Consider the following 22411-nt stretch of genomic DNA (forward strand, 5'->3'; position numbering starts at 1 on the left):
GTCCTGAGCCAGGATCAAACTCTCCGTTGATGTTCACAACCCAACACCCCCACCAACAAGCAGAGGCGCCAGGAAAAAACATAACCCCAAAGGGCTTGTCCAGCTGAGCACAAACAACCAGCAAAACAATCACTGATGTTCGTTGTCCAACCAAAGGAAAAACTCATCCACCACACCCCAGAACAACCCCACAACAGGGCCACCCCAGAACACGGCACGACGAGGTAAAACTTGGCATCGATTTTTGACACGCTGTTGAGTTCTCAAGAACCGGACGCGCACCACCTCCGACGCCTGGGCGTCGGAGCCGGGGCTCCCGTGCTGAAGCGTCGCTCCCAGCCGTTCCGGCTCGGGGCAACCACTCCAAGTTACCTGTCCCGCCTCGTCCCGGTCAAATCCGCGTCGCGAGGAGCGGCGCGGCCTGGTCGGGGGTGCGGGGCCACCGTGACGCGACCGATCGGCCTCGTCGTGTTGGTGTGCCTCGCCCGGGGGACCGGCCTGCTTGGTGCGGGATCTGCATCCCACCGCTTGGCGTCCGTTCCTCCCTCTCGGGCTGACGTCGACGACAGTAGACGACCCGTGACGGCGTCACCAAATCGCCACCCGCCGCGACGCACATCGGCCCCCGCCGCGACGCGAGGCCCGTCAGGACGTCGACGTGAGCCGGCCGGCGGCGAGGTTGCGCCGGCCGCGCCGCAGGACGACGACCTGCCCGTGAAGCAGGTCCTCCTCGAGGATCAGCTGCTCGGCGTCCCTCGCCCTCACACCGTTGACCGATGCGCCACCCTCCCCGATGGCCCGCCGGGCGGCGTTGCGCGAGTCGACGAGCCCGACCGCGACGAGGGCGTCCACGAGCGACATCCCCACGGTCACCTCCCCGCCGGGCAGCTCGGCCGTGGCGTCGCGCAGCGTCGCGAGGTCGAGCGCGTGCAGGTCCCCCTTGCCGAACAGCGCCTCGGATGCCGCCTGGACCGCGGCGGTCGCGGCGGCGCCGTGGACGAGGGTCGTGACGTCGGCGGCGAGGGCTCGCTGCGCCGCACGCCGGAAGGGCTCCTGCTCCACCTGCCGCTCAAGATCGGCGATCTCCTCCCTGGTTCGGTCGGTGAAGACCTTGAGGAGGGTGACGACCGAGGCGTCCTCGACGTTGACCCAGTACTGGTAGAACGCGTACGGGCTCGTCATCTCCGCCGACAGCCAGATGGCGTTGCCCGCGCTCTTGCCGAACTTCTCCCCTGAGGAGTCGGTGAGCAGCGGCGTCGTGAGGAGGTGCACCGAGGCGCCTTCGACCCGGTGGATCAGGTCGGAGCCCGCGGTGAGGTTGCCCCACTGGTCGTTGCCGCCCGTCTGCAGCGTGCAGCCGAACTCACGGTAGAGCTGGAGGTAGTCCAGGCCCTGGAGCAGCTGGTAGCTGAACTCGGTGTAGGAGATGCCCTCGTCGCTGTTGAGGCGCGCCGCGATGGCCTCCTTCTTCACCATGTGGTTGACCCGGAAGTGCTTGCCGACGTCGCGCAGGAAGTCGAGCGCCGAGAGGGGCGCGGTCCAGTCGAGGTTGTTGACGAACACCGCCGGGTTCTCGCCGTGGGAGGCGAGGAACGGCTCGACCTGGCGGCGGATGTTCGCCACCCACTCCGCTGTCTGCTCCTTGGTCTTGAGCGCTCGCTCCGCGCTCGGGCGCGGGTCGCCGATGAGACCGGTCGACCCGCCCACGAGGCAGATCACGCGGTGGCCGGCCCGCTGGAGGTGGCGCAGCACGACGAGCTGCACGAGGTTGCCGAAGTGCAGCGAGGGTGCCGTCGGGTCGAACCCGCAGTACGCCGTGATCGGCCCGTCGGCGAGTGCCGTGCGCAGCGCGGACTCGTCGGTGGTCTGCGCCACCAGTCCCCGCCACTGCAGCTCGTCGAGGATGTCGCTCACGGGTCGTTCCCTTCCGCCGTCGGCGCACCGACCGGATGCCGTGCGCCCGCCACAGCCTGCCACGCGCCCGGGTGCCCCGTCGGCGCGGCCTACCCGGCGGACACGTGCCTCGACGCCGGCACCGCGCGAGGAGGGCGCAGGTGATTCCGAGGGCGGCGCACCGCGCGGGCTCAGGAGCACTTCGCCCGGTCAGGACCGGGTACGGCCCTGACCGGGCGAAGTGCTCCTGACTTCGCGAGATCCGGCAGACTGCCCGGCCATGAGCTCCGACTCAGCCGCCGATGCCACCACCCCCACCGACCCCACGACCGCCGACGCTGACTCCACCACCACCGCCGACGCCACGACCGCCGACGCCACCGCCGACGCCACCGCCGACGCCACCACCACCGCCGCCGCCACCACCGATGACGATGCCGCCCGGGGCGCCCACCGCCCTCACCTGCGCTCGTTCATCAGCGGCCTGCCCAAGGCCGAGCTGCACGTGCACCACGTGGGGTCGGCGTCACCGCGCATCGTCGCCGAGCTCGCGGGCCGGCACCCCGACAGCCCGGTGCCCCGCGACCCGCAGTCACTGGCCCGGTTCTTCACGTTCACCGACTTCGCGCACTTCGTCGAGCTCTACCTCGCGACCGTCGACCTCGTGCGCACCGCCGAGGACGTGCGGATGCTCACGTACGAGGTCGCACGCGACCTCGCAGCGCAGCAGGTGCGCTACGCCGAGCTCACCATGACCCCGTACACGTCCGTCGTGCGCGGCATCCCCATCGAGGCGTACACCGAGGCGATCGAGGACGCCCGCGTCGCCGCGGAGCGGGACCACGGGGTCGTGCTGCGGTGGATCTACGACATCCCCGGCGAGTCGGGGCTGGAGGCGGCGGACGCGACCCTGGCCTACGCGCTCGACCACCGCCCGGATGCCCTCGTCGGGTTCGGGCTCGGCGGCCCGGAGATCGGGGTGCCGAGGGCCCAGTTCGAGCGCCACTTCACGGCCGCCCGCGCCGCCGGGCTGCACTCGGTGCCCCACTCGGGTGAGTCGACCGGTCCGCAGTCGGTGTGGGACGCCCTGACCCTGCTCGGCGCCGAGCGCATCGGGCACGGCACGTCGTCCGTGCAGGACCGGCGGCTGCTCGAGCACCTGGCCGAGCGCGGCATCCCGCTCGAGGTCTGCCCGACGAGCAACGTCGCCACCCGCGTCGTCGAGCGACTCGAGGACCACCCGATTCGCGCCATGCGCGATGCCGGCGTCGTCGTGACCGTCAACAGCGACGACCCCCCGATGTTCGGGACGACGCTCAACCACGAGTACGAGATCGCCGCCGGTCTGCTCGGCCTGGACGAGGCCGGCGTGGCGGCCCTGGCCCGCGCCGCGGTCGACGCGTCGTTCGCTCCCGACGACGTGGTGGCGCGCCTGCGCGCGGAGATCGAGGCCTACACCTCGGGGGTCACCGCAGCGCCGAGCTGACGAGGACCGCCCCGGCCCCGAACGACGCGTCCGCCCAGGCCTGGATCGTGCCGTCGTCGTGGACGACGGACAGGTGGACGGGGCCGCTCTCGCCCCGGTCGACGCCGAGCATCCCGGGGGCGGCGGCCGCCCCCGCGAGGACGGCGGCCCACTCGTCGTCGGTGAGGTCGGGCGGGGTCGGCGGGGTCGGGGTCGGCTCCGCCATCGTGTCGTAGAGCGCGAGCGGAACGGCGTCGGTGACCGTGAGCGTCATCCCGTCGAAGGTCCCCGCCACGGCGAAGCTCCCCCACCGGGTCGGGGGGCCCTCCGGGTCGGTCTCCTGCTCGGGCGGGTGCTGCGCCCAGTCCCACCCCGAGAGGGCGATGCCGTCGCACTGCGGGGGCCAGGACTCCCGCACCGGCCCGAGGCAGACCTCCGGCGGGGTGCCGGGCCCTTCGATGACCATCCCGACCCCCGTGACCCTGCCCGCGGCGGGCGGGATGCCGGCGCCGGGCGGCGCCATGGTCGGGACCGTGGGCGTACCGGTGGAGCCGGGCCCGCTCGAGCTGGTGCCGCACGCTGCGAGCAGCAGCGCGGCGGCGAGGACGGGGACGGTGAGCAGTCGCATGCGGGTCGGACGCGTCAGGCCGAGCGGGCGTTCCGTGGGCGGGCGGCGCGGTAGGCGCTCACCGTGGCCTCCGCGTCGAGCCAGAAGCGCCAGGGGTATGCCGTGCCGTCGCCGCCCGCGCCGCTCACGCCCACGCGGGGGCCGGTGCGGACGAGGGCCGGGTCGACGGCGACGTCGGGCGGCTCGACGCGTGCCCCCGCCCGGGCGCCGACGAGGGCCAGGCCGTTCTGCTCCCGCCCGAGACCCAGCGTCGTCGCCAGCCGGGCCGGCCCGCGGGCCCAGTCCCGGTCGCGCACGGCCGGTCGCCGCGCGGCCGCGACCTCATGGCCGGCGACCACCTCACCGGCACGCAGCAGCACCGCCGACGCCCGCCCCTCGGTGCCGGTCACGACGTTGGCGCAGTGGTGCATGCCGTAGGTGAAGTAGACGTAGAGCCGACCGGGCGGGCCGAACATCACGTCGGTGCGCGGCGACCGCCCCCGAAAGGCGTGCGAGCCCGGGTCGGCGCCGCCGGCGTACGCCTCGACCTCCGTGAGGCGCACGGTGACGCCTGCGTGGGTGACCCGGCAGCCGAGGAGCTCACGGGCGACGACGAGGACGTCGCGGGCGAAGAACTCCTGGGGCAGGGGGGTCGACGTCATGCCCCCAGTGTGGCGGGCGACGGCGACAGCGGAGGACGTCAGCGCACGGTGGGCTGCACGAGCACCCACGACCGGTGCTCCGCCGCCGTCGCGACGACGCGCTCGAGCTGCTCGCCCACCCGCACCGGTGCCGTGCCGCCCTTGGCCGAGCGGGAGGCGAGGGAGCCCTCGACGGACAGCACCCCGCGCACCCCCGGGGTGAGGTGCGGGCTGATCGCGGCGAGGTCGTCGTCGGTGAGGTCCCACAGCTCGATCCCGCGCTCCTCGCAGGCGCGCACGCACGCGCCGGCCACCTCGTGGGCCACCCGGAAGGCCACCCCCTCCCGCACGAGCCACTCGGCGACGTCGGTGGCGAGCGAGAAGCCCTGGGGGGCGAGCGACTCCAGGCGGGCGGTGTCGAAGACCATCGTCGCCACCATCCCGCTGAAGGCCGGCAGCAGGAGCTCGAGGGTGTCGACGGCGTCGAAGACCGGCTCCTTGTCCTCCTGGAGGTCACGGTTGTAGGCGAGCGGGAGGGACTTCAGGGTCGTGAGGAGCCCGGCCAGGTCACCGACGAGCCGGCCGGCCTTGCCCCGGGCGAGCTCGGCGACGTCGGGGTTCTTCTTCTGCGGCATGATGCTCGACCCGGTGGAGTAGGCGTCGTCGAGGGTGACGAACGAGAACTCCTTGGTCGCCCAGAGCACGACCTCCTCGGCGAGCCGGGAGACGTCGACGGCGGTCATCGCCGCGACGAAGGCGAACTCGGCCACGACGTCGCGCGCGGCCGTGCCGTCGATGGAGTTCTCGACCGAGGTCTCGAAGCCGAGGTCGGCAGCGACCGCCTCCGGGTCCAGCCCGAGGGAGGATCCCGCGAGCGCCCCCGAGCCGTACGGCGACACCGCCGCCCGGGCGTCCCAGTCGCGCAGCCGGTCGACGTCGCGCAGCAGCGCCCAGGCGTGCGCGAGGAGGTGGTGCGACAGCAGCACCGGCTGGGCGTGCTGGAGGTGGGTGCGCCCCGGCATCGCGACCCCGAGGTGGCGGGTCGACTGCTCGACGAGGGCGTCGACGACGTCGAGCACGAGCCCGGCGACGACCCGGGCGTGCTCGCGCAGGTACATCCGGAACAGGGTCGCGACCTGGTCGTTGCGCGAGCGCCCGGCCCGCAGCCGCCCGCCGACCTCGGCACCGGCGCGCTCGATGAGGCCCCGCTCGAGGGCGGTGTGGACGTCCTCGTCGGCCTCCTCGGGCCCGAAGGCGCCCGACTCGACGTCGGCGCGCAGCCGGTCGAGGGCGTCGAGCATCGCCGCGAGCGCTGCGTCGTCGAGGAGGCCGGCGCCGTGGAGGACCCGGGCGTGCGCCCGCGATCCGGCGAGGTCGTGCAGGGCGAGGCGCCAGTCGAAGTGCGTCGACTTCGACAGCGCCGCGAGGGCCTCGGCGGGGCCGCCGGCGAAGCGTCCCCCCCACAAAGCGGTCGCTGCCGCCCGGGTCGCGTCGCCCCGGTCGGTCCGGTCGGCCGGGTCCGCCGGGTCGGCCCGGCCCGCCGGGTCGGTCGCGTGGGTCGGGTCCGCCGGGTCGGCCGGGTCGGCCGGGTCGGCCCGGTCGGTCGGGTCGGTCGGGTCGGTCACTGGGGGTCCTTCCGCGTGTAGGACAGGAGGCGCTCGACGAGCTCGCGGCTGCGGCCCGTACCCTCGGTGACGACCATGATGGTGTCGTCACCGGCGATCGTGCCGAGCACCCCCTCGAGCCCGGCGTGGTCGAGCGCCGAGGCGAGGAAGCTCGCGGCCCCCGGCGGGGTGCGCAGGATGACGAGGTTGGCCGAGGCCTCGGCCGAGACGAGCAGCTCGTGGGAGCGCGACTGGAGCCGGGTGGCCCGCTCCTCGCCGTCGGGTGCGGCGCGCACGGTGCGGTCGCCCCCCTCCCCCGGAACGGCGTACACGAGGTTCTTGCCGACCCGCACCCGCTCCGCGCCGACGTCGACGAGGTCCCGGGACAGGGTGGCCTGGGTGACCTCGATGCCGTCCTCCGCGAGGTGGTCGAGCAGCTCGGTCTGCGAGCGCACGGGCGTCGATGCGAGGATCTCGACGATGCGCTGCTGGCGGGCGGCCCGTGACGTCGAGACGGTCACGCGTCGTCCCGGTGCTGTTCGACGAGCCACGAGAGGAGCGCCTTCTGCGCGTGGAGGCGGTTCTCGGCCTCCTGCCACACGAGGGATGCCGGGCCGTCGATGACCTCGGCGTCGACCTCGGAGCCGCGGTAGGCCGGCAGGCAGTGGAGGAACACGGCATCCTCGGACGCGGCAGCCATGAGTGCCCTGGTGACCCGGAACGCCTCGAAGGGGCTCGCGGCACCCTTGCGCTGCTCGCTCTCGGCCTCCTGGCCCATCGAGACCCACGTGTCCGTGGCGACGACGTCGGCCCCGGAGACGGCGCCGACGGGGTCGTCGGTGACGGTGACCGACCCGCCCTGCTCGGCGGCGAGCCCCCGGGCCCGGTCGACGACGGCGGCGCGCGGGGGGTGGGAGGCGGGGGTGGCGATGCGCACGTGCATCCCGGCGAGCGCCCCGCCGAGGAGGTAGGAGTGCGCCATGTTGTTCGCGCCGTCGCCGAGGTAGGCGAGCGTCAGGCCAGCGGTCCGGCCCTTGGCCTCGAGCACCGTGAGCAGGTCGGCGAGCACCTGGCACGGGTGGTAGTCGTCGGTGAGGGCGTTGACGACCGGCACGCCGGCGTGGGAGGCCATCTCCTCGAGCCGGGCCTGCTCGAAGGTGCGCCAGACGACCGCGGCCGACTGCCGCCCGAGGATGCGGGCGACGTCGGCGACGGACTCGCGCACCCCGACCCCCGCGAGCCGTCCGTCGACGACCATCGGGAAGCCGCCGAGCTGTGCGACGGCCCCCACGAAGGACACCTGGGTGCGCAGGGTCGGCTTGTCGAACAGGATCGACACGGTCTGCGGCCCCTCGAGGCAGCGGTCGGAGAACGGTGCGGCCTTGAGGGTGAGGGCCCGCTCGAGCACCGCCCGCTGCTCGGCGGCGCTGAGGTCGTCGTCGGCGAGGAGGTGTCGCAGGGTCATGGGGCGTCCTTCGTGGCTCGGTCAGGCGGGGCGGTCGTGTCCTGGCGGGGGGTGGCGGGGGCCGTGGCGGCGTCGAGCAGGCCGGGGAGGGCGTCGACGAACAGGTCGAGCTCGGCCGTCGTGACGACGAGCGGCGGCGCGAGGCGGATGGCGTCCGGCGCGACGGGGTTGACGATGAACCCGGCGTCCCGGGCGTGGGCCGCGAGGGCCACGGCGTGGTCGCCGGCGAGGGTGATCGCACGCAGCAGCCCGGCGCCGCGGACCCCCGTGACCAGCGGGTGCCCGAGGGCGAGCACCGCGCGCTCGAGGTGTTCCCCCGCCTCGACGGTGTGCGCGAGGAGTCCCTCGCCCTCGATCGTCTCCAGGACGGCGAGCGCGGCGGCGCACGCGAGCGGGTTGCCGCCGAACGTCGAACCGTGCATCCCCGGCGTGAGCATCGTGCTCACCTGCGGGCCGAAGGTCACGAGGGCGCCGATCGGCACACCGCCGCCCAGTCCCTTGGCCAGCGTGACGGCGTCGGGCACGAGGCCGGCCTGCTGGAAGGCGAACCACGTGCCGGTGCGGCCGATGCCGGTCTGCACCTCGTCGAGCACGAGCAGGGCCCCGACGTCGTGGGTGACCGCGCGCGCCGCCCGCAGGTAGTCCCTCGTGCCGGGTCGCACGCCCGCCTCGCCCTGTATCGGCTCGAGGACCAGGGCCGAGGTCTCGTCGGTGACGGCCGCGCGCAGGGCGGCGACGTCGCCCCACGGCACGTGGGTCACGCCGGGCAGGAGCGGTTCGAACGGCTCGCGGTACGCGGCCTTGTGGGTCAGCGCGAGGGCGCCGGTGCTGCGGCCGTGGAAGGCGCCCTCGGCCGCGACGATCCCGGTGCGCCCCGTGCGGCGGGCGAGCTTGACCGCCGCCTCGATGGCCTCGGTGCCCGAGTTGCAGAAGAAGACGGCCGACCCCTCGGGCGCCCCAGCGAGGCGCAGCACCCGCTCGGCGAGCTCGACCTGCGGCACGGAGGTGTAGAAGTTCGACACGTGGACGAGCTGGCCGGCCTGCTTCGAGACGGCGACGACGAGCGCGGGGTGGTTGTGACCCAGCGCGTTGACGGCGATGCCGCCGACGAGGTCGAGGTACCGGCGGCCCTCGATGTCCCACACCCACGCGCCCTCGCCGCGCTCGAGGACGAGCTGGGGGCGTCCGAAGACGGTGAGGAGGGCGTGCTCGTAGCGCTCGAGCCAGGCGGCCGTGGCCGCCCCGGGCCCGGACGCGGGGGCGGTGGGGTCAGGCACCGTCGACCTCCTCGTCGGGCAGGACCATCGTGCCGATGCCCTCGGACGTGAACACCTCGAGCAGGAGGCCGTGCGGCTGGCGGCCGTCGACGACGTGGGCCTGGGGCACACCGTCCTCGACCGCGCGGATGCACGCCTCGAGCTTGGGGATCATCCCGGCGTCCACGGTGGCGAGCAGGCGGCGGGCCGCCGTCACGGACAGCTCGGACAACAGCGAGTCGCGGTCCGGCCAGCTCGCGTAGACCCCCTCGACGTCGGTGAGGACGACGAGCTTGCGCGCCCCGAGGGCGGCGGCGAGGGCGGCGGCGGCGGTGTCGGCGTTGACGTTGAGCACCCGGCCGTCGACGTCGAGGTCGGGTGCGATCGTCGAGACGACGGGGATGCGGCCCGCCTCGAGGAGGTCGAGCACGGCCGTCGGGTCGACCTGCACGACGTCGCCGACGAGGCCGATGTCGTGCTCCTCGCCGTCGACGACGACGCCGCGGCGGCGGGCGCCGAACAGGCCGGCATCCTCGCCCGAGAGCCCCACGGCCACCGGGCCGTGCTGGTTGAGCAGGCCGACGAGCTCGCGTCCGACCTGCCCGGTGAGCACCATCCGCACGACGTCCATGACTTCGGGGGTCGTCACCCGCAGCCCGCCCTTGAACTCGCTCTCGAGCCCGAGCCGGTCGAGCATGCCCTTGATCTGCGGGCCCCCGCCGTGGACGACGACCGGCCGCAGCCCGGCGTACCGCAGGAAGACGACGTCCTGGGCGAAGGCCGCCTTGAGGCGGTCGTCGACCATCGCGTTGCCCCCGTACTTGACGACGACGAGCGCGCCGCGGAACCGCTCGAGCCAGGGCAGCGCCTCGACGAGCGTCGTCGCCTTGGACTGCGCGACCCGCAGGGCGGCGGCGTCGATCGCGCCGCGCAGGGCCTGGTCGGGGGGAGTCATGCTCGGTCCTGTCGTCAGGTGGAGTAGGCGGAGTTCTCGTGGACGTAGTCGTGGGTCAGGTCGTTCGTCCAGACCGTCGCCGCCGCCTCGCCGGCGTGGAGGTCGACGACGACGTGCACCTCGCGGGCGGTGAGGTCGACGAGCGAGCGGTCCTCCCCCACGCCCCCGGCCCGGCAGACCTGGACCCCGTTCATGGACACGTCGAGGGATGCCGGGTCGAAGGCGGCGCTCGTCGTGCCGACGGCGGCGAGCACCCGTCCCCAGTTCGGGTCGTTGCCGAAGACGGCGCACTTGACGAGGTTGTTGCGGGCGATCGAGCGGGCCACCTCGAGCGCGTCGTCGACGGACGCCGCGGACCGCACCTCGACCGCGATGTCGTGGTGGGCCCCCTCGGCGTCCGCGACGAGCTGGCGGGCGAGGTCGGCGCACACCCGGGTCACGGCATCCGTGAGCTCGTCGGCCCCCACCGCGACACCGGAGGCGCCCGAGGCGAGGAGGACGACCGTGTCGTTCGTCGACATGCAGCCGTCGGAGTCGACCCGGTCGAAGGTCTCGGCGGTGGCGGCGCGCAGGACGTCGTCGAGGGACGCCCCGTCGACGGCCGCGTCCGTCGTGACGACGACGAGCATCGTCGCCAGGGCCGGGGCGAGCATGCCCGCACCCTTGGCCATGCCGCCGACCGACCAGCCGTCGCGCTCGGCGGTGGCGGTCTTGGCCACGGTGTCGGTCGTCATGATCGCCTCGGCCGCGGCCGGGCCCCCGTCGACCGAGAGGGCGGCCGCTGCGGCGTCGACGCCGGGCAGGAGCAGGTCCATGGCCAGCCGTTCGCCGATGAGGCCGGTCGAGCAGACGACGACGTCGCCGGGGGCGATGCCGAGCGCCGCGCCGACGTGCTCGGCGGTGCGGTGGGTGTCCTGGAAGCCCGGCGCGCCGGTGCAGGCGTTGGCGCCGCCGCTGTTGAGGACGACGGCATCGACCCGTCCGTCCGCGACGACGGTGCGCGACCAGGTGACCGGCGCCGCCGCGACGCGGTTGCTCGTGAAGACCGCGGCCGCGTCGTGGTCGGGGCCGTCGTTGACGACGAGCGCGACGTCGGGGCGCCCGGAGGCCTTGAGCCCCGCCGTGGCGCCCGCGGCCCGGAAACCCCGCGGGGTGGTGACGGACATCAGTGGGTTCCTCCGGTCAGGGACGTCGGGGTGACGACGAGGCCGGCGCGCCGCCACGCGTCGGCGGCTGCGTGCACGGCATCGCTCGGGACGAGGACCCAGTCGGTGTCGAACGTCGAGAAGCCGAGCACCGGGATGCGCGCCGCGACGAGCGGTTCGAGGATCTCGGCGAAGACGCCGACCGACCCGAACGCGAGCGGGCCGGCGACCTCGACGACCTTGAACGGCCCCTCGGCGCTCGCAGCGGGCGGCACGGCGGCGGTCGGGCAGATCACCGAGGTCTCGTCGGGCGTGCGGGTCAGCGAGGCGAACGGGCCATGGGCCCACTCGAACTCGGGCTCGGCCCCACCGGGCAGGCGCACGATCGAGACGTCCTCGGGGTGCTCCATCAGGTGGCGCGGCATCCGGCTCACGGCGCCACCCCCGCGACCGGCAGCCCGGTCGTCTCGGGCAGGCCGAGTGCGAGGTTGAGGCACTGCACGGCCGCCCCCGCCGTCCCCTTCGTCAGGTTGTCGACGGCGGCGACCGCGACGACCCGGCCGACCCGCTCGTCGAGCACGACCTGGACGTGCACGGCGTTGCTGCCGAGCACGTTGCCGGTGCTCGGCCACCGCCCCTCGGGGAGCAGGTGCACGAACGGCTCCTCCCCGTAGGCGTCCGACCACGCCCGCCGCACCGCGGCGGCCGTCGTGCCGGGACGTACCCGGGCGGTGCACGTGGCGAGGATGCCGCGCGGCATCGGCGCGAGCGTCGGCGTGAAGGACACCGTGACCGGGCCGGCACCGGCAGCGGTGAGGTTCTGCTCGATCTCGGGGGTGTGCCGGTGCACCCCGCCGACGCCGTAGGGCGACATGGCACCCATGACCTCGGCGCCGAGGAGGTGGGGCTTGAGCGCCCGCCCGGCCCCCGACGTGCCGGACGCCGCGACCACCGTGATGTCGTCGGGCTCGATGACACCGGCGGTGAGACCGGGGGCGAGGGCGAGCGAGACCGCAGTGGGGTAGCAGCCTGGCACGGCGATGCGGGTCGCCCCGGCGAGCGCGGCGCGCTGCGGGCCGCCGGCGGTGGGTAGCTCCGGCATCCCGTACGGCCACGAACCGGCGTGCGGCGTGTCGTAGAAGCGCGTCCACCTGTCGGCGTCGGTGAGCCGGAAGTCGGCGCCGCAGTCGACGACGACGACGTCGTCGGGGAGTTGTGCCGCGAGCGCGGCCGAGTGGCCGTGCGGCAGCGCGAGGACGACCGCGTCGTGGCCGGCGAGCACGTCGGCGGAGGTGTCCTCGAGGACCCGGTCGGCGAGGGGTGTGAGGTGGGCGTGGACCGCACCGAGCGGCTGCCCGGCGTTCGAGGAGGCCGTGAGGGCCCCGACCTCGAGCTCGGGGTGCTGGAGGAGGAGGCGCACGACCTCGCCCCCGGCGTATCCGCTCGCCCCGGCGACTGCGACCCGCATCATGGTGCATGACCATACAGGACCGCGTGAATCCATGCAGGCACCGCTCGCTCCCCCTCCCGACTCCGTGCGACCTGGGTGCGGTTTCCGGCATCGGCGCGTCCCAGAACCGTGGGGAGGTCGCACGAGGTCGGGGTGGGGGCGTCAGCGGAGGGGGTCGTTCCGCCCACGGACGAGGACCAGCGTGCGCTCCTGGTCGTCGAGGCCGCACTCGGCCCGCTGCCGCAGCTCGGCGACGGTGCTGACCCCGGCCCGCAGGAAGCGCCCCGACCACGCGTCGAGATCGCCGGAGACGAGGGCCAGGACGAGGTCGGTGACGTCGGCCGGGTCGGTCCAGTCGGTGCGTCCCGTGTGCGCCGCCATCCCCGCGGTCATGTCCGTGCTCACGACCCCGGGCATGAGGTCGAAAGCACGGATGCCGCGGTCCCACCCCGACAGGTGCGTGGAGCCCGTGACCCGCGCGAGCGCCGTCTTGCTCACGTTGTAGGCGCTGGCGACACTCCCGGCGTGCAGCGCGGCGCCGCTGTTGAGGTTGACGATCCGTCCCCCTCCGGCGGCGAGCATGTGCGGTGCGACGAGCCAGGTCATGAGGTAGGGGCCTCGGACGTTGACCTCCTGGACGTGCCACCACTCCTCCGGGTCCGAGGCGAAGATGTCGACCTCGGCGTCGATGACGCCCGCGTTGTTGACGAGGACGTCGATGCGGCCGTGCCGCTCCACGATCTCCTCGACCCAGGCGGTGAGGGCTGCCCGGTCGGTGACCGGCGCCACCGCGCTCGAGCCGCGCTCGACGGCGTACCCGGCGTCCTCGAGGGCATCGGCGATGTACCGGCCGATCCCTCGTGAGGCACCGGTCACGACGGCCACGAGGTGACCACCGCGCCCCTCTGCGGCGAGGGCCTCCGGTGTCACTTCTCCGTCGTCGTCGACAGGAAGGTCCATGAGGGTGATCATGCCCGCTGAACTGCCCCGATGGCTATGGCGGCGGCCTCGACGGCCGCGTCGCGCAGGGTGCTGACCTCCTCGGTCGTCAGGGTGCGGTCGGGGGCGCGGAAGGTGAGCCGGTAGGCGAGCGACTTGCGCCCCTCGCCGACCTGGTCGCCCCGGTAGACGTCGAAGAGGGTGAGCGACTCGAGGTCGTCGCCGGCCCCGGCGCGCAGCGAGCGCTGCACGGCGTCGGCGGGCACGTGCTCGTCGACGACGAGTGCGACGTCGCTCTGCGCGAGCGGGAAGGTGTGCAGGGTGCGCGCCTGGACCGTCACGTCGGCGGCCACGGTGAGCACGTCGAGGTCGAGCTCGCCGCCCACGGTGCGTTCCGGCAGCCCGAGCGCAGCGAGGACCTTCGGGTGCAGCTCGCCGACGTGCCCGACGACGGTGCCGTCGGCGAGCGTGACGCGGGCGCACCGTCCCGGGTGGAAGGGCGCGACGGCATCCGCGGCGACCTCGAGCGGCACGCCGAGCGCCTCCCCGACCGTGCGCGCGAGCTCGACGACGTCGGCGACGTCGGCGCGGCGGCCCTCCCCCCACCACCCGGGCCGCTCCCGGTCGCCCGCGAGGAGGAGGGCGAGGTGGCGCGGCTGCGGTGGCACGGCATCCCGGATGGCCGCGAGGGTCACCTCGGACGGGTGGACGCCGACGTCCTCGGTCGGTGCGCTGCGTTGCGGTCCGTCGAGCGCGACGACGAGGCCGAGCTCGAAGAGGCCGACGTCCCGGACGCCGCGGGCGACGTTGCGCCGCAGCGCGTCGACGAGGGTGGCGAGGAGCCGGGTCCGCAGCAGCGGGTGCTCGTCGGAGAGCGGGTTCGCGAGGCGGACCGTGCGGGCGAGCTCGGCGTCGACGTCGAGCCCGAGTGCCGCGTAGCGGTCGGCGCCGACGAACGGCGCGCTCCACACCTCGGACAGGCCCTGGCCGGCGAGCACGTCGGCGACGACGCGACGGACCCGCTGCGCGTGGGTGAGCCCGGCGCCACCCGGAGGGGTCGGCAGGACCGACGGGATGTGCTCGTAGCCGTGGATGCGGGCCACCTCCTCGACGAGGTCCTCGCCCGTCGTGAGGTCGGGGCGCCAGGTCGGAGGGCTCACCGTGAGCAGGTCGCCGTCGCGGGTCACGGTGCAGCCGATGGCCTCGAGGGTCGTGACGACCTCGGTGTCGGTGTACTCGACGCCGACGATCCGGCTCGGGAAGCCGACGTGCATCCTCACGGGAGCCGGGGCGGCCGGCGTGCCCACGTCGGTGACCTCGGGGTCGGCCACCCCGCCGCCGTGCTCGACGAGCAGCGCGACGGCGAGCTGGGCGGCCGCGGCGGCCAGGGCCGGGTCGACGCCGCGCTCGAAGCGCCGCGAGGCCTCGCTCGGGAGCTTGTGGCGGCGCGCCGACCGCGCGATGGTGACCGGCTCGAAGTGCGCGGCTTCGATGAGCACGTCGCGCGTGCCGGCCCCCACCTCGGTCTCGGCGCCACCCATGACGCCGGCGATAGCCACGGGCCGGTCGCCGCCGGTGTCCGTGATGAGCAGGTCGCCGGGGTCGAGGGCGCGCTCGACGTCGTCGAGCGTCGTGAGTCGCTCGCCACGGCGGGCCCGGCGCACGACGAGCGGCCCCTGGAGGGTCGCCAGGTCGAAGGCGTGCAGCGGCTGGCCGAGCCCGAGCATGACGTAGTTCGTCACGTCGACGGCAAGCGAGATCGGTCGCATGCCCGCCTCGGTGAGGCGCAGTGCCATCCAGCGCGGGGTCGGGGCGCCGACGTCGAGGCCGCGAACGACCCGGGCGACGTAGCGGTCGCAGCCGGCCCGCCCCCGGATCGGGGCCTCGTCGCGCAGCTGGACCGGGAAGCCTCCGGCCGTCGCCTCCGGGGCCGCGGCGGCCAGGGCAAGGGCGGGGTCGGTGAACCGGGCGCCGGTCGCGTGCGAGTACTCGCGGGCGATGCCCCGCACCGAGAAGCAGTAACCCCGGTCCGGCGTGACGTTGACCTCGACCGTCTCGCGGTCCAGCCCGAGCAGCGGGATCGCGTCGGTGCCGGGGACGAGCCGGGCCAGGGTCTCGGCGTCGCGGGCGAAGCGCCGGTCGAGCACGAGGATGCCGGTGTGGTCGTCGCCGATGCCGAGCTCGTGCTCGGAGCAGATCATCCCCGCGGAGACGTGGCCGTAGGTCTTGCGGGCGCTCACGGTCAGCGGCCCGTGCGGGGTCGGCAGCACGCCGCCCGGGAGGATGACGACGACGAGGTCGCCGGCGGCGAAGTTGTGCGCGCCGCAGACGATCCCCTGGGGCTCGCCGGTGCCGTTGGCGTCACCGACGTCGACGGTGCACCAGCTGATCGTCTTGCCGTTCCGCTGCTTCTCGGGCTCGAGGGTGAGGACGCGGCCGACGACGAGGGGGCCGGTGACGCCGCCCGTGTGCAGGCCCTCCTCCTCGAGGCCGACGGCGACGAGGGAGGCCGCGATGTCGACCCCCGTGGCGTCCGCGGGGACCTCGACGTACTCCCGTAGCCAGTCGACGGGAACGCGCATCAGATCTCCATCCCGAACTGTGCGTCGAAGCGCACGTCACCCTCGATCATGTCCCGCATGTCGCTGACACCGGTGCGGAACATCAGCGCCCGGTCGATGCCCATCCCGAACGCGAAGCCGGTGTAGCGGTCCGGGTCGACGCCGCACGCCGTGAGCACGTTGCGGTTGACCATCCCGCACCCACCCCACTCGATCCAGCCGGTGCCCCCGCAGGTACGGCAGTCGGCGTCCTCGCCGCGGCAGACGAAGCAGCGCAGGTCCATCTCGGCGCTCGGCTCGGTGAACGGGAAGAACGAGGGCCGCAGCCGGGTCGTGATGCCCGCCCCGAAGAGCTCGACCGCGAGCCGGTCGAGGGTGCCCTTGAGGTGCGCCATCGTGATGCCCTCGTCGACGGCGAGGCCCTCGACCTGGTGGAAGGCCGGCATGTGCGTCGCGTCGAGCTCGTCGGTGCGGAAGACCCGGCCGATCGCCGCGACGTACACCGGCACACCCCGGTCGAGCAGGGTTCGCGCCTGCACCGGCGAGGTGTGGGTGCGCAGGACGAGCCCGCCCTCGGGCGGGTCGACGTAGAAGGTGTCCTGCATCTGGCGCGCCGGGTGGTCGGCGTCGAAGTTGAGGGCGTCGAAGTTGAACCACTCGGCCTCGATCTCGGGCCCTTCGGCGATCTCCCAGCCCATGCCGACGAACAGGTCGGCGATGCGCTGGGACATGAGCTCGATGGGGTGTCGCCGCCCGAGCGGGCGCCGCCCCGTCGGCAGCGTGACGTCGACGGCCTCCTCGGTGAGGATGCGCTCGTCGCGCTCGGCCTCGAGCTCGGCCTGGCGGGCGCTGAAGGCCTGTGCGACGCGCCCGCGCGCCTGACCGACGCGCTTGCCGGCATCCGCCTTCGCGCTCGGCGGGAGGGCGCCGATCTCGCGGTTGGCGAGGGCGAGCGCGCTCCGGTCGCCCTGGTGCGCGGTGCGGGCGGCCTTGAGCTCCTCGAGCGAGGTCGCGGCCGCGGCGGCGGCGAGAGCCTGCTCGACGGCATCCTCGACGGCGCGGGGGTCCAGGGCCGCGACCTCGACGGGGTCGTAGCTGGTGTTGGGTCCTGACATGGTGTCCACTTCGGGCGGGGGTGGGGCGCGCCCGAGTCTAGGTGCGGGGCGCGCGGGGGACGGATGTGGTCTGGCCCCCGGGCCGCGGGTGGGACGGCGTGGATGCCGTGCCGGGACCGGCGCTCAGCGCGCGCGGCCGTCCGGGCCCGAGGGCCTGGTAAATCGGCGCGCGTCGACGGTCACCCCACCAGCGTAGCGGCGGGCGTGCACCGCCGTGAGGCCGAGGCCGGCCACCGCGAGGCCGACGAGCGCGACGGCGACGAACCCGGCCGACGGGCCGCGTCCGTCGATCGCCAGGCCGGCGAGCGGTGCGCCGAGGGCTCCCCCGGTCGTGAGGAACGACCCGTGCCAGCCCATCGCCTCGCCGCGGACCTCGGCCGGGACGATCCGGCTGGCCTGGTCGACGGTCGCCGTGATCGTCGGGGCGCAGAGCAGGCCGGCGACGAACCCGAGGCCGGCCAGGCCCCACGGCGACGTCGCGAGCGCCATCGGGAAGGTGGCGACGGCGAGACCGCCGAGGAGCCAGAACGCGGAGATCGACCGGTGCAGGGCACCGTAGAGCAGCCCCCCGACGAGCGAGCCGAGGCCCCACACGGCGAGGACGAGGCCGATCTGGGCGGTCGAGCCGAGCTCGCGCATGACCGCGACGATGGCGATGTCGGAACCGGCGAGCACGACGGTCGTCGCCGTCGCCGCGAGGCAGACCGCGAGGAAGGGCAGGCGGAACCACGACCTGCGCGGTGCCCTCGCGCTGCCGACACGCGCCTCGCCCTCCCCGCGCAGGGGCGGGTCGACGACCCACATGAGCAGGCCCGCGGCGACCCCGAGCATCTGGGTCGCGAAGAGCACCCACGCCGTCGACCACTGCGTCGCCGCCCAGACCGCCAGCGCGGGCGCGACGATGAACGCGATCTCGACGGCGACCGAGTCCAGGGAGATCGCCGTGCGGCGGTCGTTCTCAGGCACCGCGGCGATGACGGCCTGCCGGGTGATGGAGAAGGTCGGGATGACGAACAGCCCCGCGACGACGGCGAGCACGAGGAGCAGCCAGTAGCCGACGAACGGTGCGACGCTCCAGCACGCGAGCGCGACGAGCACCGACGGGAGCACGACCCGGCGCAGCCCGAACCGGTCGAGCAGCCGGCCCCGCCACGGTCCGCTCACCGCGATCGCGACGGTCGCCGCCGCGGCGAGCGCACCCGCCGCCGTGTACGAGCGCCCGAGGGTCGAGACGGTGTGGATGGTGAGGAGCACCCCGCTCGCGAACACCGGTCCGCGGACGAGCGCGCCGAGCACGAGCGCCGAGCGCAGGGGGCGGCTCGCGAGGGCTCGCCGGTAGGGCGCGAGCGACACGGCGGGCATGCGCCTCACTCTGGCACGCGGGGCCGAGGGCGACGACCGAGTGCTTCGCATGCCGCCGTCGGTGGCGATCCACTGCGCCCATACACTCTCGGGCGTGACATCGGACGGGAGGCGTGGCGCGACGGTCGCCTACGGGGTCCTGGCCGGTCTCGTCGTGATGGGGGCCACCGTGGCGACGCTGCACGGTGAGTGGGTGAGCGACTCGTGGATCCACCTGGCCGCAATCCACGAGATGTCCCGGGACTTCTGGTCGCCCGTGGAGCCCCTCGTCGGGGAGAACGTCCCGTTTCCGTACTTCTCGCCGTGGACCGCGGTCGGCGCCCTGGCTGTCCGCGCTCTCTCGGTCGCCCCACAGAACGTGCTGGCCGTCTTCGGCATCGTGTCCCCGCTCCTGCTGGTCCACGCACTGTTCCGCCTGACGCGTGCAGTGAGCCCGGCTCCTTGGGCTCCGGTCGCGGTGCTCGCGGCGTTCCTCACGGTGTGGGGCAGCAAGGTCTTCTTCTGGAGCGGCTTCCTCAGCCTGACCACGCTCGTCGTCGGGTCCTCGTGGCCGAGCGTCCTCGCGACCGCCCTGTGGTTCTACCTCTGGGCGAGCGTGTGGACGAGCACCCGGATGACGCGGGGCCTGGTCGCGGCCCTGGTCATCATCCCCGGGCTGCTCCTCCTCATCCACCCCTTCACGTTCATCAGCGCAGCCACCGCGTGCGCGGTAACGGTGCTCCTGCGATGGCCCAGGAGGCGGTGGCTCGGGGGGACCCTCGCGGCGCTCGCCTCCGTCGGCCTGGCTGCCCTGTGGCCCTGGACCTCGCTCCTCGACCTGCTCAGCAACCCGCGCGGGTTCGACGCCTTCCACACGTTCTTCTACCGCGACATCTTCGCGAAGTTCGGCCTGCTGCTCCTCACGGTCCCTGCCGTCGCCCTCCGGCTCTGGCGGCGGCGCTCCGACGCCCTGGCCTGGTCGGCGATTGCCGGCGTGGGCATCTGGGTCGCCGGCGGCCTCCTCGATGTCGAGTCCCTGGGTCGGGTGCTCCCCCTCGCGACGACGGCGGCGACGATGGCCCTGGGCATCGGGGCGGCTGAGGCGTTCCACCGCGAGGGCGCCACGCCGGCGGAGTCTGCCCGACGCGACCGCGCACTGCTGCCGCGGGTGGCCCTCGTGTCCACCTGGATCCTGGCTGTCGGTCTCGGCAGCTTGACGCAGGCCAACGCGTGGAGTCGCGTCACGTTCGACGAGGAGGCGCGCCGAAACCCCGACGACGGTAACCACGTGGTGGCGCCGTACCCGGACGTCGACACCCTCTGGTCGCGGATTCCGCAGGGTGCGGTGGTCATCGCGCAGGACTGGCGCGTCGCCCGGCAGCTGCCGGCCCGAGGCCTGTTCACGGTGGCGCCACAGTGGCCGAGCCCCGGTGTCGAGGACGCCGTCGAACGCAGCGAGGACCAGGCGGCCATCCTGAACGCGCGGTCCTCCCCCGAGGTGCGGGATGAGCTGCTCACCCGCTACGGCGTCGCGTGGATCGTGTGGCCGACGGCCAAGAAGCTCCCGGCGTGGCTCTCGGGGCTCGGCGTACCCGTTGACCGTGAGCACGGCCAGATGCTCTACGAGCTGCACTGAGCCTGTCCCGGCCTCAGGTCTCCCGGTCGGGGAAGGTCGCCCGCAGGAGGGCGCCGCCTCCGGGCGCGTCCTCGACGACGACGACCCCGCCGTGCGCCTCGACGAGGCCCCGCACGACGTACAGGCCGAGCCCCGTGCCGTGCTTGGCCCCGCCCTGCCAGAACCGCGAGAACACGAGCTCGCGGTGCTGAGGGGCGATCCCGTGGCCGTCGTCGGCCACGAGGAGGTCGACGGCGGGGCGGTCGCCGAGGCGGGCGGGCTGCGCCGACAGGCGCACCGTGCCGCGACCGTGGCGCACCGCGTTGTCCACGAGGTTCGCGACGACCTGCTCGAGCCGGTCGGGGTCCGCCCACAGCGGGCCGAGGTCGTCGGGCACGTCGACGACGAAGTGGAGGCGGTCGGCGCCCGAGGCGACGCGCCGCTCCACCTGGGCCTGGAGACGGGAGCGGGCGTCGAGCGGCTGGGCGTGCACGGTGAGCCGGCCGACGTCGATCCGCGAGGCGTCGAGCAGCTCGGTGATGAGCCGGGTCACCCGGTCCGCGTCGGCCTCGATCGTCTCGAGCATGAGCCGCTTCTGGTCGTCGGTGAAGCGGTCCCAGTTGCGCAGCAGCGTCGACGAGAAGCCCTTGACCCCGGTGAGGGGTGAGCGCAGCTCGTGGGCGACCGTCGTGAGCAGCGCAGCACCCTCGGCCTCCGCTCGGCGGCGCGCCTCGGCATCCCGCAGCCCGAGCACGACGGCGCGCACCGGCGAGCCGGTCTCGTCGCGCAGGTACTTCGCCGTGACGAGCAGCTCGCGCCCCGACGGCAGCACGAGGAGCCGTTCGCGGTGCCCCGTGCGGGTGGTGAGTCCGTGCCACGGGTCGGTGAGCTCCCACCAGTACGCACCGGCGAGATCCTGGAGGGGCAGGGCCTCGCGGATGTCCTGACCGACGACGTCGCCCGCCCGCAGGCCGGTGATGCGCTCGGCGGGCGAGTTCATGAAGCGCACGGTGCGCTCGGGGCCGACGGCCGCGACGAGGCCGTCGGGGATGAACTCCAGGCCATGGGCGACGAGGTCGTCGGGAACCCTGAACGGCGTCGACATGGCGCGCAGGCTACCCGTCGGGGTCGCCGGACGGGCGTCGCCCTGCCGAGGCATAGAGACACAGGGTCGCGGCCATCGCGAGGTTGAGCGACTCGGCCCGGCCGTGGATCGGGACCCGCACGACGTCGTCGCAGGCGGCCCGCACCGGCTCGCCGAGCCCCCACGCCTCGTTGCCCATGACCCAGCAGTGCGGCCCGTCGAGGTCGGCATCGGGCAGGAGGGTCGCGCCCGCGCCGTCCGCGGCGAGGGTGCGGATGCCGTGCGCGCGCAGCGTCGACAGGGTCGACGCGACGTCTAGCCCCGTGACGACCGGCAGGTGGAAGAGCGACCCCGCGGTCGACCGCACCACCTTGGACCCGAGGACGTCGACCGAGGCCTCGCTGACGAGCACCGCGTCGGCACCGGCCGCATCGGCGCCCCGGATGACGGTGCCCGCGTTGCCGGGGTCGCGGACATGGGTGAGCAGGACGAGGAGTCGCGGACGGGCGGCCAGCACGTCGTCGAGGCTGTCGCCGGCGGTGTCGACGACGGCGAGCACTCCCTGGGGGGCGTCGGCCTCGGCCATCGCCGCGAGCACGTCGGGGGTCACCTCGTGGACCCACAGCTGCGCGGCGCGCGCGGGGCCGACGATGTCGTCGGCGTGGCGCTCGATCGCCTCGGAGGTGAGGTAGACGTCCCGGACCCGCGGCGCGGCGTACCGCACCGCCTCGCGCACCCCCTGGGGGCCCTCGACGGCGAAGCGGCCGGTGCGCTCGCGCACCGACCGCTTCGACAGCGCCCGCACCGACCGGACCCGGTCGGCCCGGGGGTTGGTCAGCATGGGAGGGAGCCTCAGGCGGAGGCCTTGGCGGGCTCGCGGGCCGGCTGGTTGGCCTTCGAGATCTCGACGAGCGCGGTGAAGGCGGCCTCGTCGTTGACCGCGAGCTCGGCGAGCATCCGGCGGTCGACCTCGATCTCCGCGGCCTTCAGGCCCTGGATGAACCGGTTGTAGGTCATGCCGTTGGCGCGGGCCGCGGCGTTGATCCGCTGGATCCACAGCCGGCGGAAGTCGCCCTTGCGGGCGCGCCGGTCACGGTAGGCGTAGCCGAGGCTGTGCTGGACCTGCTCCTTGGCCTTGCGGTACAGCCGCGAGCGCTGCCCGCGGTAGCCGCTGGCGCGCTCGAGGACGACCCGGCGCTTCTTCTGGGCGTTGACCGCCCGCTTCACGCGTGCCACGTGAGTACTCCTTGCTTCTGGTGCGAAAACTGGTGGGGG

At 74.0% G+C, this 22411-nt stretch carries 20 protein-coding genes; 2 read left to right on the top strand and 18 right to left on the bottom strand.

Annotated features, from left to right (window positions below; translation table 11 throughout):
• Positions 1-645: 645 nt before the first annotated feature.
• Positions 646-1914: a tyrosine--tRNA ligase gene (gene tyrS, locus ABD899_RS07095; RefSeq protein ID WP_345204023.1), complete on the bottom strand. Its 1269-nt coding sequence runs from the start codon at positions 1912-1914 to the stop codon at positions 646-648.
• A 259-nt stretch (positions 1915-2173) separates the two neighbouring features.
• On the opposite strand from tyrS, the gene ABD899_RS07100 reads away from it, so the two are divergent.
• The gene (locus ABD899_RS07100; protein WP_345204025.1) at positions 2174-3379 is read left to right on the top strand and encodes an adenosine deaminase; all 1206 of its coding nucleotides are present in this window, start codon (positions 2174-2176) and stop codon (positions 3377-3379) included.
• On the opposite strand, the gene ABD899_RS07105 is transcribed toward ABD899_RS07100, so the two are convergent.
• The 14 genes from ABD899_RS07105 to ABD899_RS07170 all read right to left on the bottom strand — a co-directional run bounded on the left by ABD899_RS07105 (position 3360) and on the right by ABD899_RS07170 (position 18458).
• Positions 3360-3986, bottom strand: coding sequence for a hypothetical protein (locus ABD899_RS07105; RefSeq protein WP_345204027.1), 627 nt, complete (start codon positions 3984-3986; stop codon positions 3360-3362). The genes ABD899_RS07100 and ABD899_RS07105 overlap by 20 nt on opposite strands.
• A 14-nt stretch (positions 3987-4000) precedes the next feature.
• Complete coding sequence (locus tag ABD899_RS07110; protein ID WP_345204029.1) at positions 4001-4627, bottom strand: DNA-3-methyladenine glycosylase; 627 nt, start codon at positions 4625-4627, stop codon at positions 4001-4003.
• 38 nt (positions 4628-4665) lie between these two features.
• Positions 4666-6072 carry an argininosuccinate lyase gene (argH, locus tag ABD899_RS07115; RefSeq protein WP_345204429.1) on the bottom strand — a complete coding sequence of 469 codons (1407 nt, stop codon included), beginning with the start codon at positions 6070-6072 and terminating at the stop codon, positions 4666-4668.
• A gap of 155 nt (positions 6073-6227) precedes the next feature.
• Complete coding sequence (locus tag ABD899_RS07120; protein ID WP_345204032.1) at positions 6228-6731, bottom strand: arginine repressor; 504 nt, start codon at positions 6729-6731, stop codon at positions 6228-6230.
• Positions 6728-7675: an ornithine carbamoyltransferase gene (gene argF, locus ABD899_RS07125; protein WP_345204035.1), complete on the bottom strand. Its 948-nt coding sequence runs from the start codon at positions 7673-7675 to the stop codon at positions 6728-6730. The genes ABD899_RS07120 and argF overlap by 4 nt, the downstream gene beginning before the upstream one ends.
• Positions 7672-8952, bottom strand: a complete 1281-nt coding sequence (locus ABD899_RS07130) for an acetylornithine transaminase (RefSeq protein ID WP_345204037.1) — start codon at positions 8950-8952, stop codon at positions 7672-7674. The genes argF and ABD899_RS07130 overlap by 4 nt, the downstream gene beginning before the upstream one ends.
• Positions 8945-9886, bottom strand: a complete 942-nt coding sequence (argB, locus tag ABD899_RS07135) for an acetylglutamate kinase (protein WP_345204039.1) — start codon at positions 9884-9886, stop codon at positions 8945-8947. The genes ABD899_RS07130 and argB overlap by 8 nt, the downstream gene beginning before the upstream one ends.
• A 14-nt stretch (positions 9887-9900) precedes the next feature.
• Positions 9901-11052 carry a bifunctional glutamate N-acetyltransferase/amino-acid acetyltransferase ArgJ gene (gene argJ, locus ABD899_RS07140; protein ID WP_345204041.1) on the bottom strand — a complete coding sequence of 384 codons (1152 nt, stop codon included), beginning with the start codon at positions 11050-11052 and terminating at the stop codon, positions 9901-9903.
• A complete protein-coding gene (locus ABD899_RS07145) occupies positions 11052-11456 on the bottom strand; it encodes an ACT domain-containing protein (RefSeq protein WP_345204431.1) in 405 nt (134 codons plus the stop codon). Before ABD899_RS07145 ends, argJ begins: the two co-directional genes overlap by 1 nt.
• A 5-nt stretch (positions 11457-11461) precedes the next feature.
• Complete coding sequence (gene argC, locus ABD899_RS07150) at positions 11462-12502, bottom strand: N-acetyl-gamma-glutamyl-phosphate reductase (protein WP_345204044.1); 1041 nt, start codon at positions 12500-12502, stop codon at positions 11462-11464.
• Positions 12503-12643: 141 nt separating this feature from the next.
• On the bottom strand, positions 12644-13441 hold the full coding sequence (locus ABD899_RS07155; RefSeq protein ID WP_345204046.1) for an SDR family NAD(P)-dependent oxidoreductase: 798 nt from the start codon (positions 13439-13441) through the stop codon (positions 12644-12646).
• Between the two features lie 8 nt (positions 13442-13449).
• On the bottom strand, positions 13450-16002 hold the full coding sequence (pheT, locus tag ABD899_RS07160; RefSeq protein ID WP_345204048.1) for a phenylalanine--tRNA ligase subunit beta: 2553 nt from the start codon (positions 16000-16002) through the stop codon (positions 13450-13452).
• Complete coding sequence (pheS, locus tag ABD899_RS07165; RefSeq protein WP_345204051.1) at positions 16002-17096, bottom strand: phenylalanine--tRNA ligase subunit alpha; 1095 nt, start codon at positions 17094-17096, stop codon at positions 16002-16004. The genes pheT and pheS overlap by 1 nt, the downstream gene beginning before the upstream one ends.
• Positions 17097-17219: 123 nt before the next feature.
• Complete coding sequence (locus tag ABD899_RS07170) at positions 17220-18458, bottom strand: MFS transporter (RefSeq protein WP_345204054.1); 1239 nt, start codon at positions 18456-18458, stop codon at positions 17220-17222.
• A gap of 94 nt (positions 18459-18552) precedes the next feature.
• Here ABD899_RS07170 and ABD899_RS07175 point away from each other — a divergent pair, with 94 nt between their 5' ends.
• On the top strand, positions 18553-20073 hold the full coding sequence (locus tag ABD899_RS07175; RefSeq protein ID WP_345204056.1) for a glycosyltransferase family protein: 1521 nt from the start codon (positions 18553-18555) through the stop codon (positions 20071-20073).
• Positions 20074-20086: 13 nt separating this feature from the next.
• Here the strand turns inward: ABD899_RS07175 and ABD899_RS07180 are convergent, their stop codons facing one another.
• From ABD899_RS07180 to rplT, 3 genes are read right to left on the bottom strand one after another with little or no spacing between them, the layout of a single operon-like run.
• Positions 20087-21157: a sensor histidine kinase gene (locus ABD899_RS07180; protein ID WP_345204059.1), complete on the bottom strand. Its 1071-nt coding sequence runs from the start codon at positions 21155-21157 to the stop codon at positions 20087-20089.
• A 10-nt stretch (positions 21158-21167) separates the two neighbouring features.
• Positions 21168-21977, bottom strand: a complete 810-nt coding sequence (locus ABD899_RS07185; RefSeq protein ID WP_345204062.1) for a TrmH family RNA methyltransferase — start codon at positions 21975-21977, stop codon at positions 21168-21170.
• Between the two features lie 11 nt (positions 21978-21988).
• Positions 21989-22372: a 50S ribosomal protein L20 gene (rplT, locus tag ABD899_RS07190; protein WP_345204065.1), complete on the bottom strand. Its 384-nt coding sequence runs from the start codon at positions 22370-22372 to the stop codon at positions 21989-21991.
• Positions 22373-22411: the final 39 nt, after the last annotated feature.

Source organism: Fodinibacter luteus (assembly GCF_039541575.1).
In the GTDB taxonomy this organism is placed as follows: domain Bacteria; phylum Actinomycetota; class Actinomycetes; order Actinomycetales; family Dermatophilaceae; genus Fodinibacter; species Fodinibacter luteus.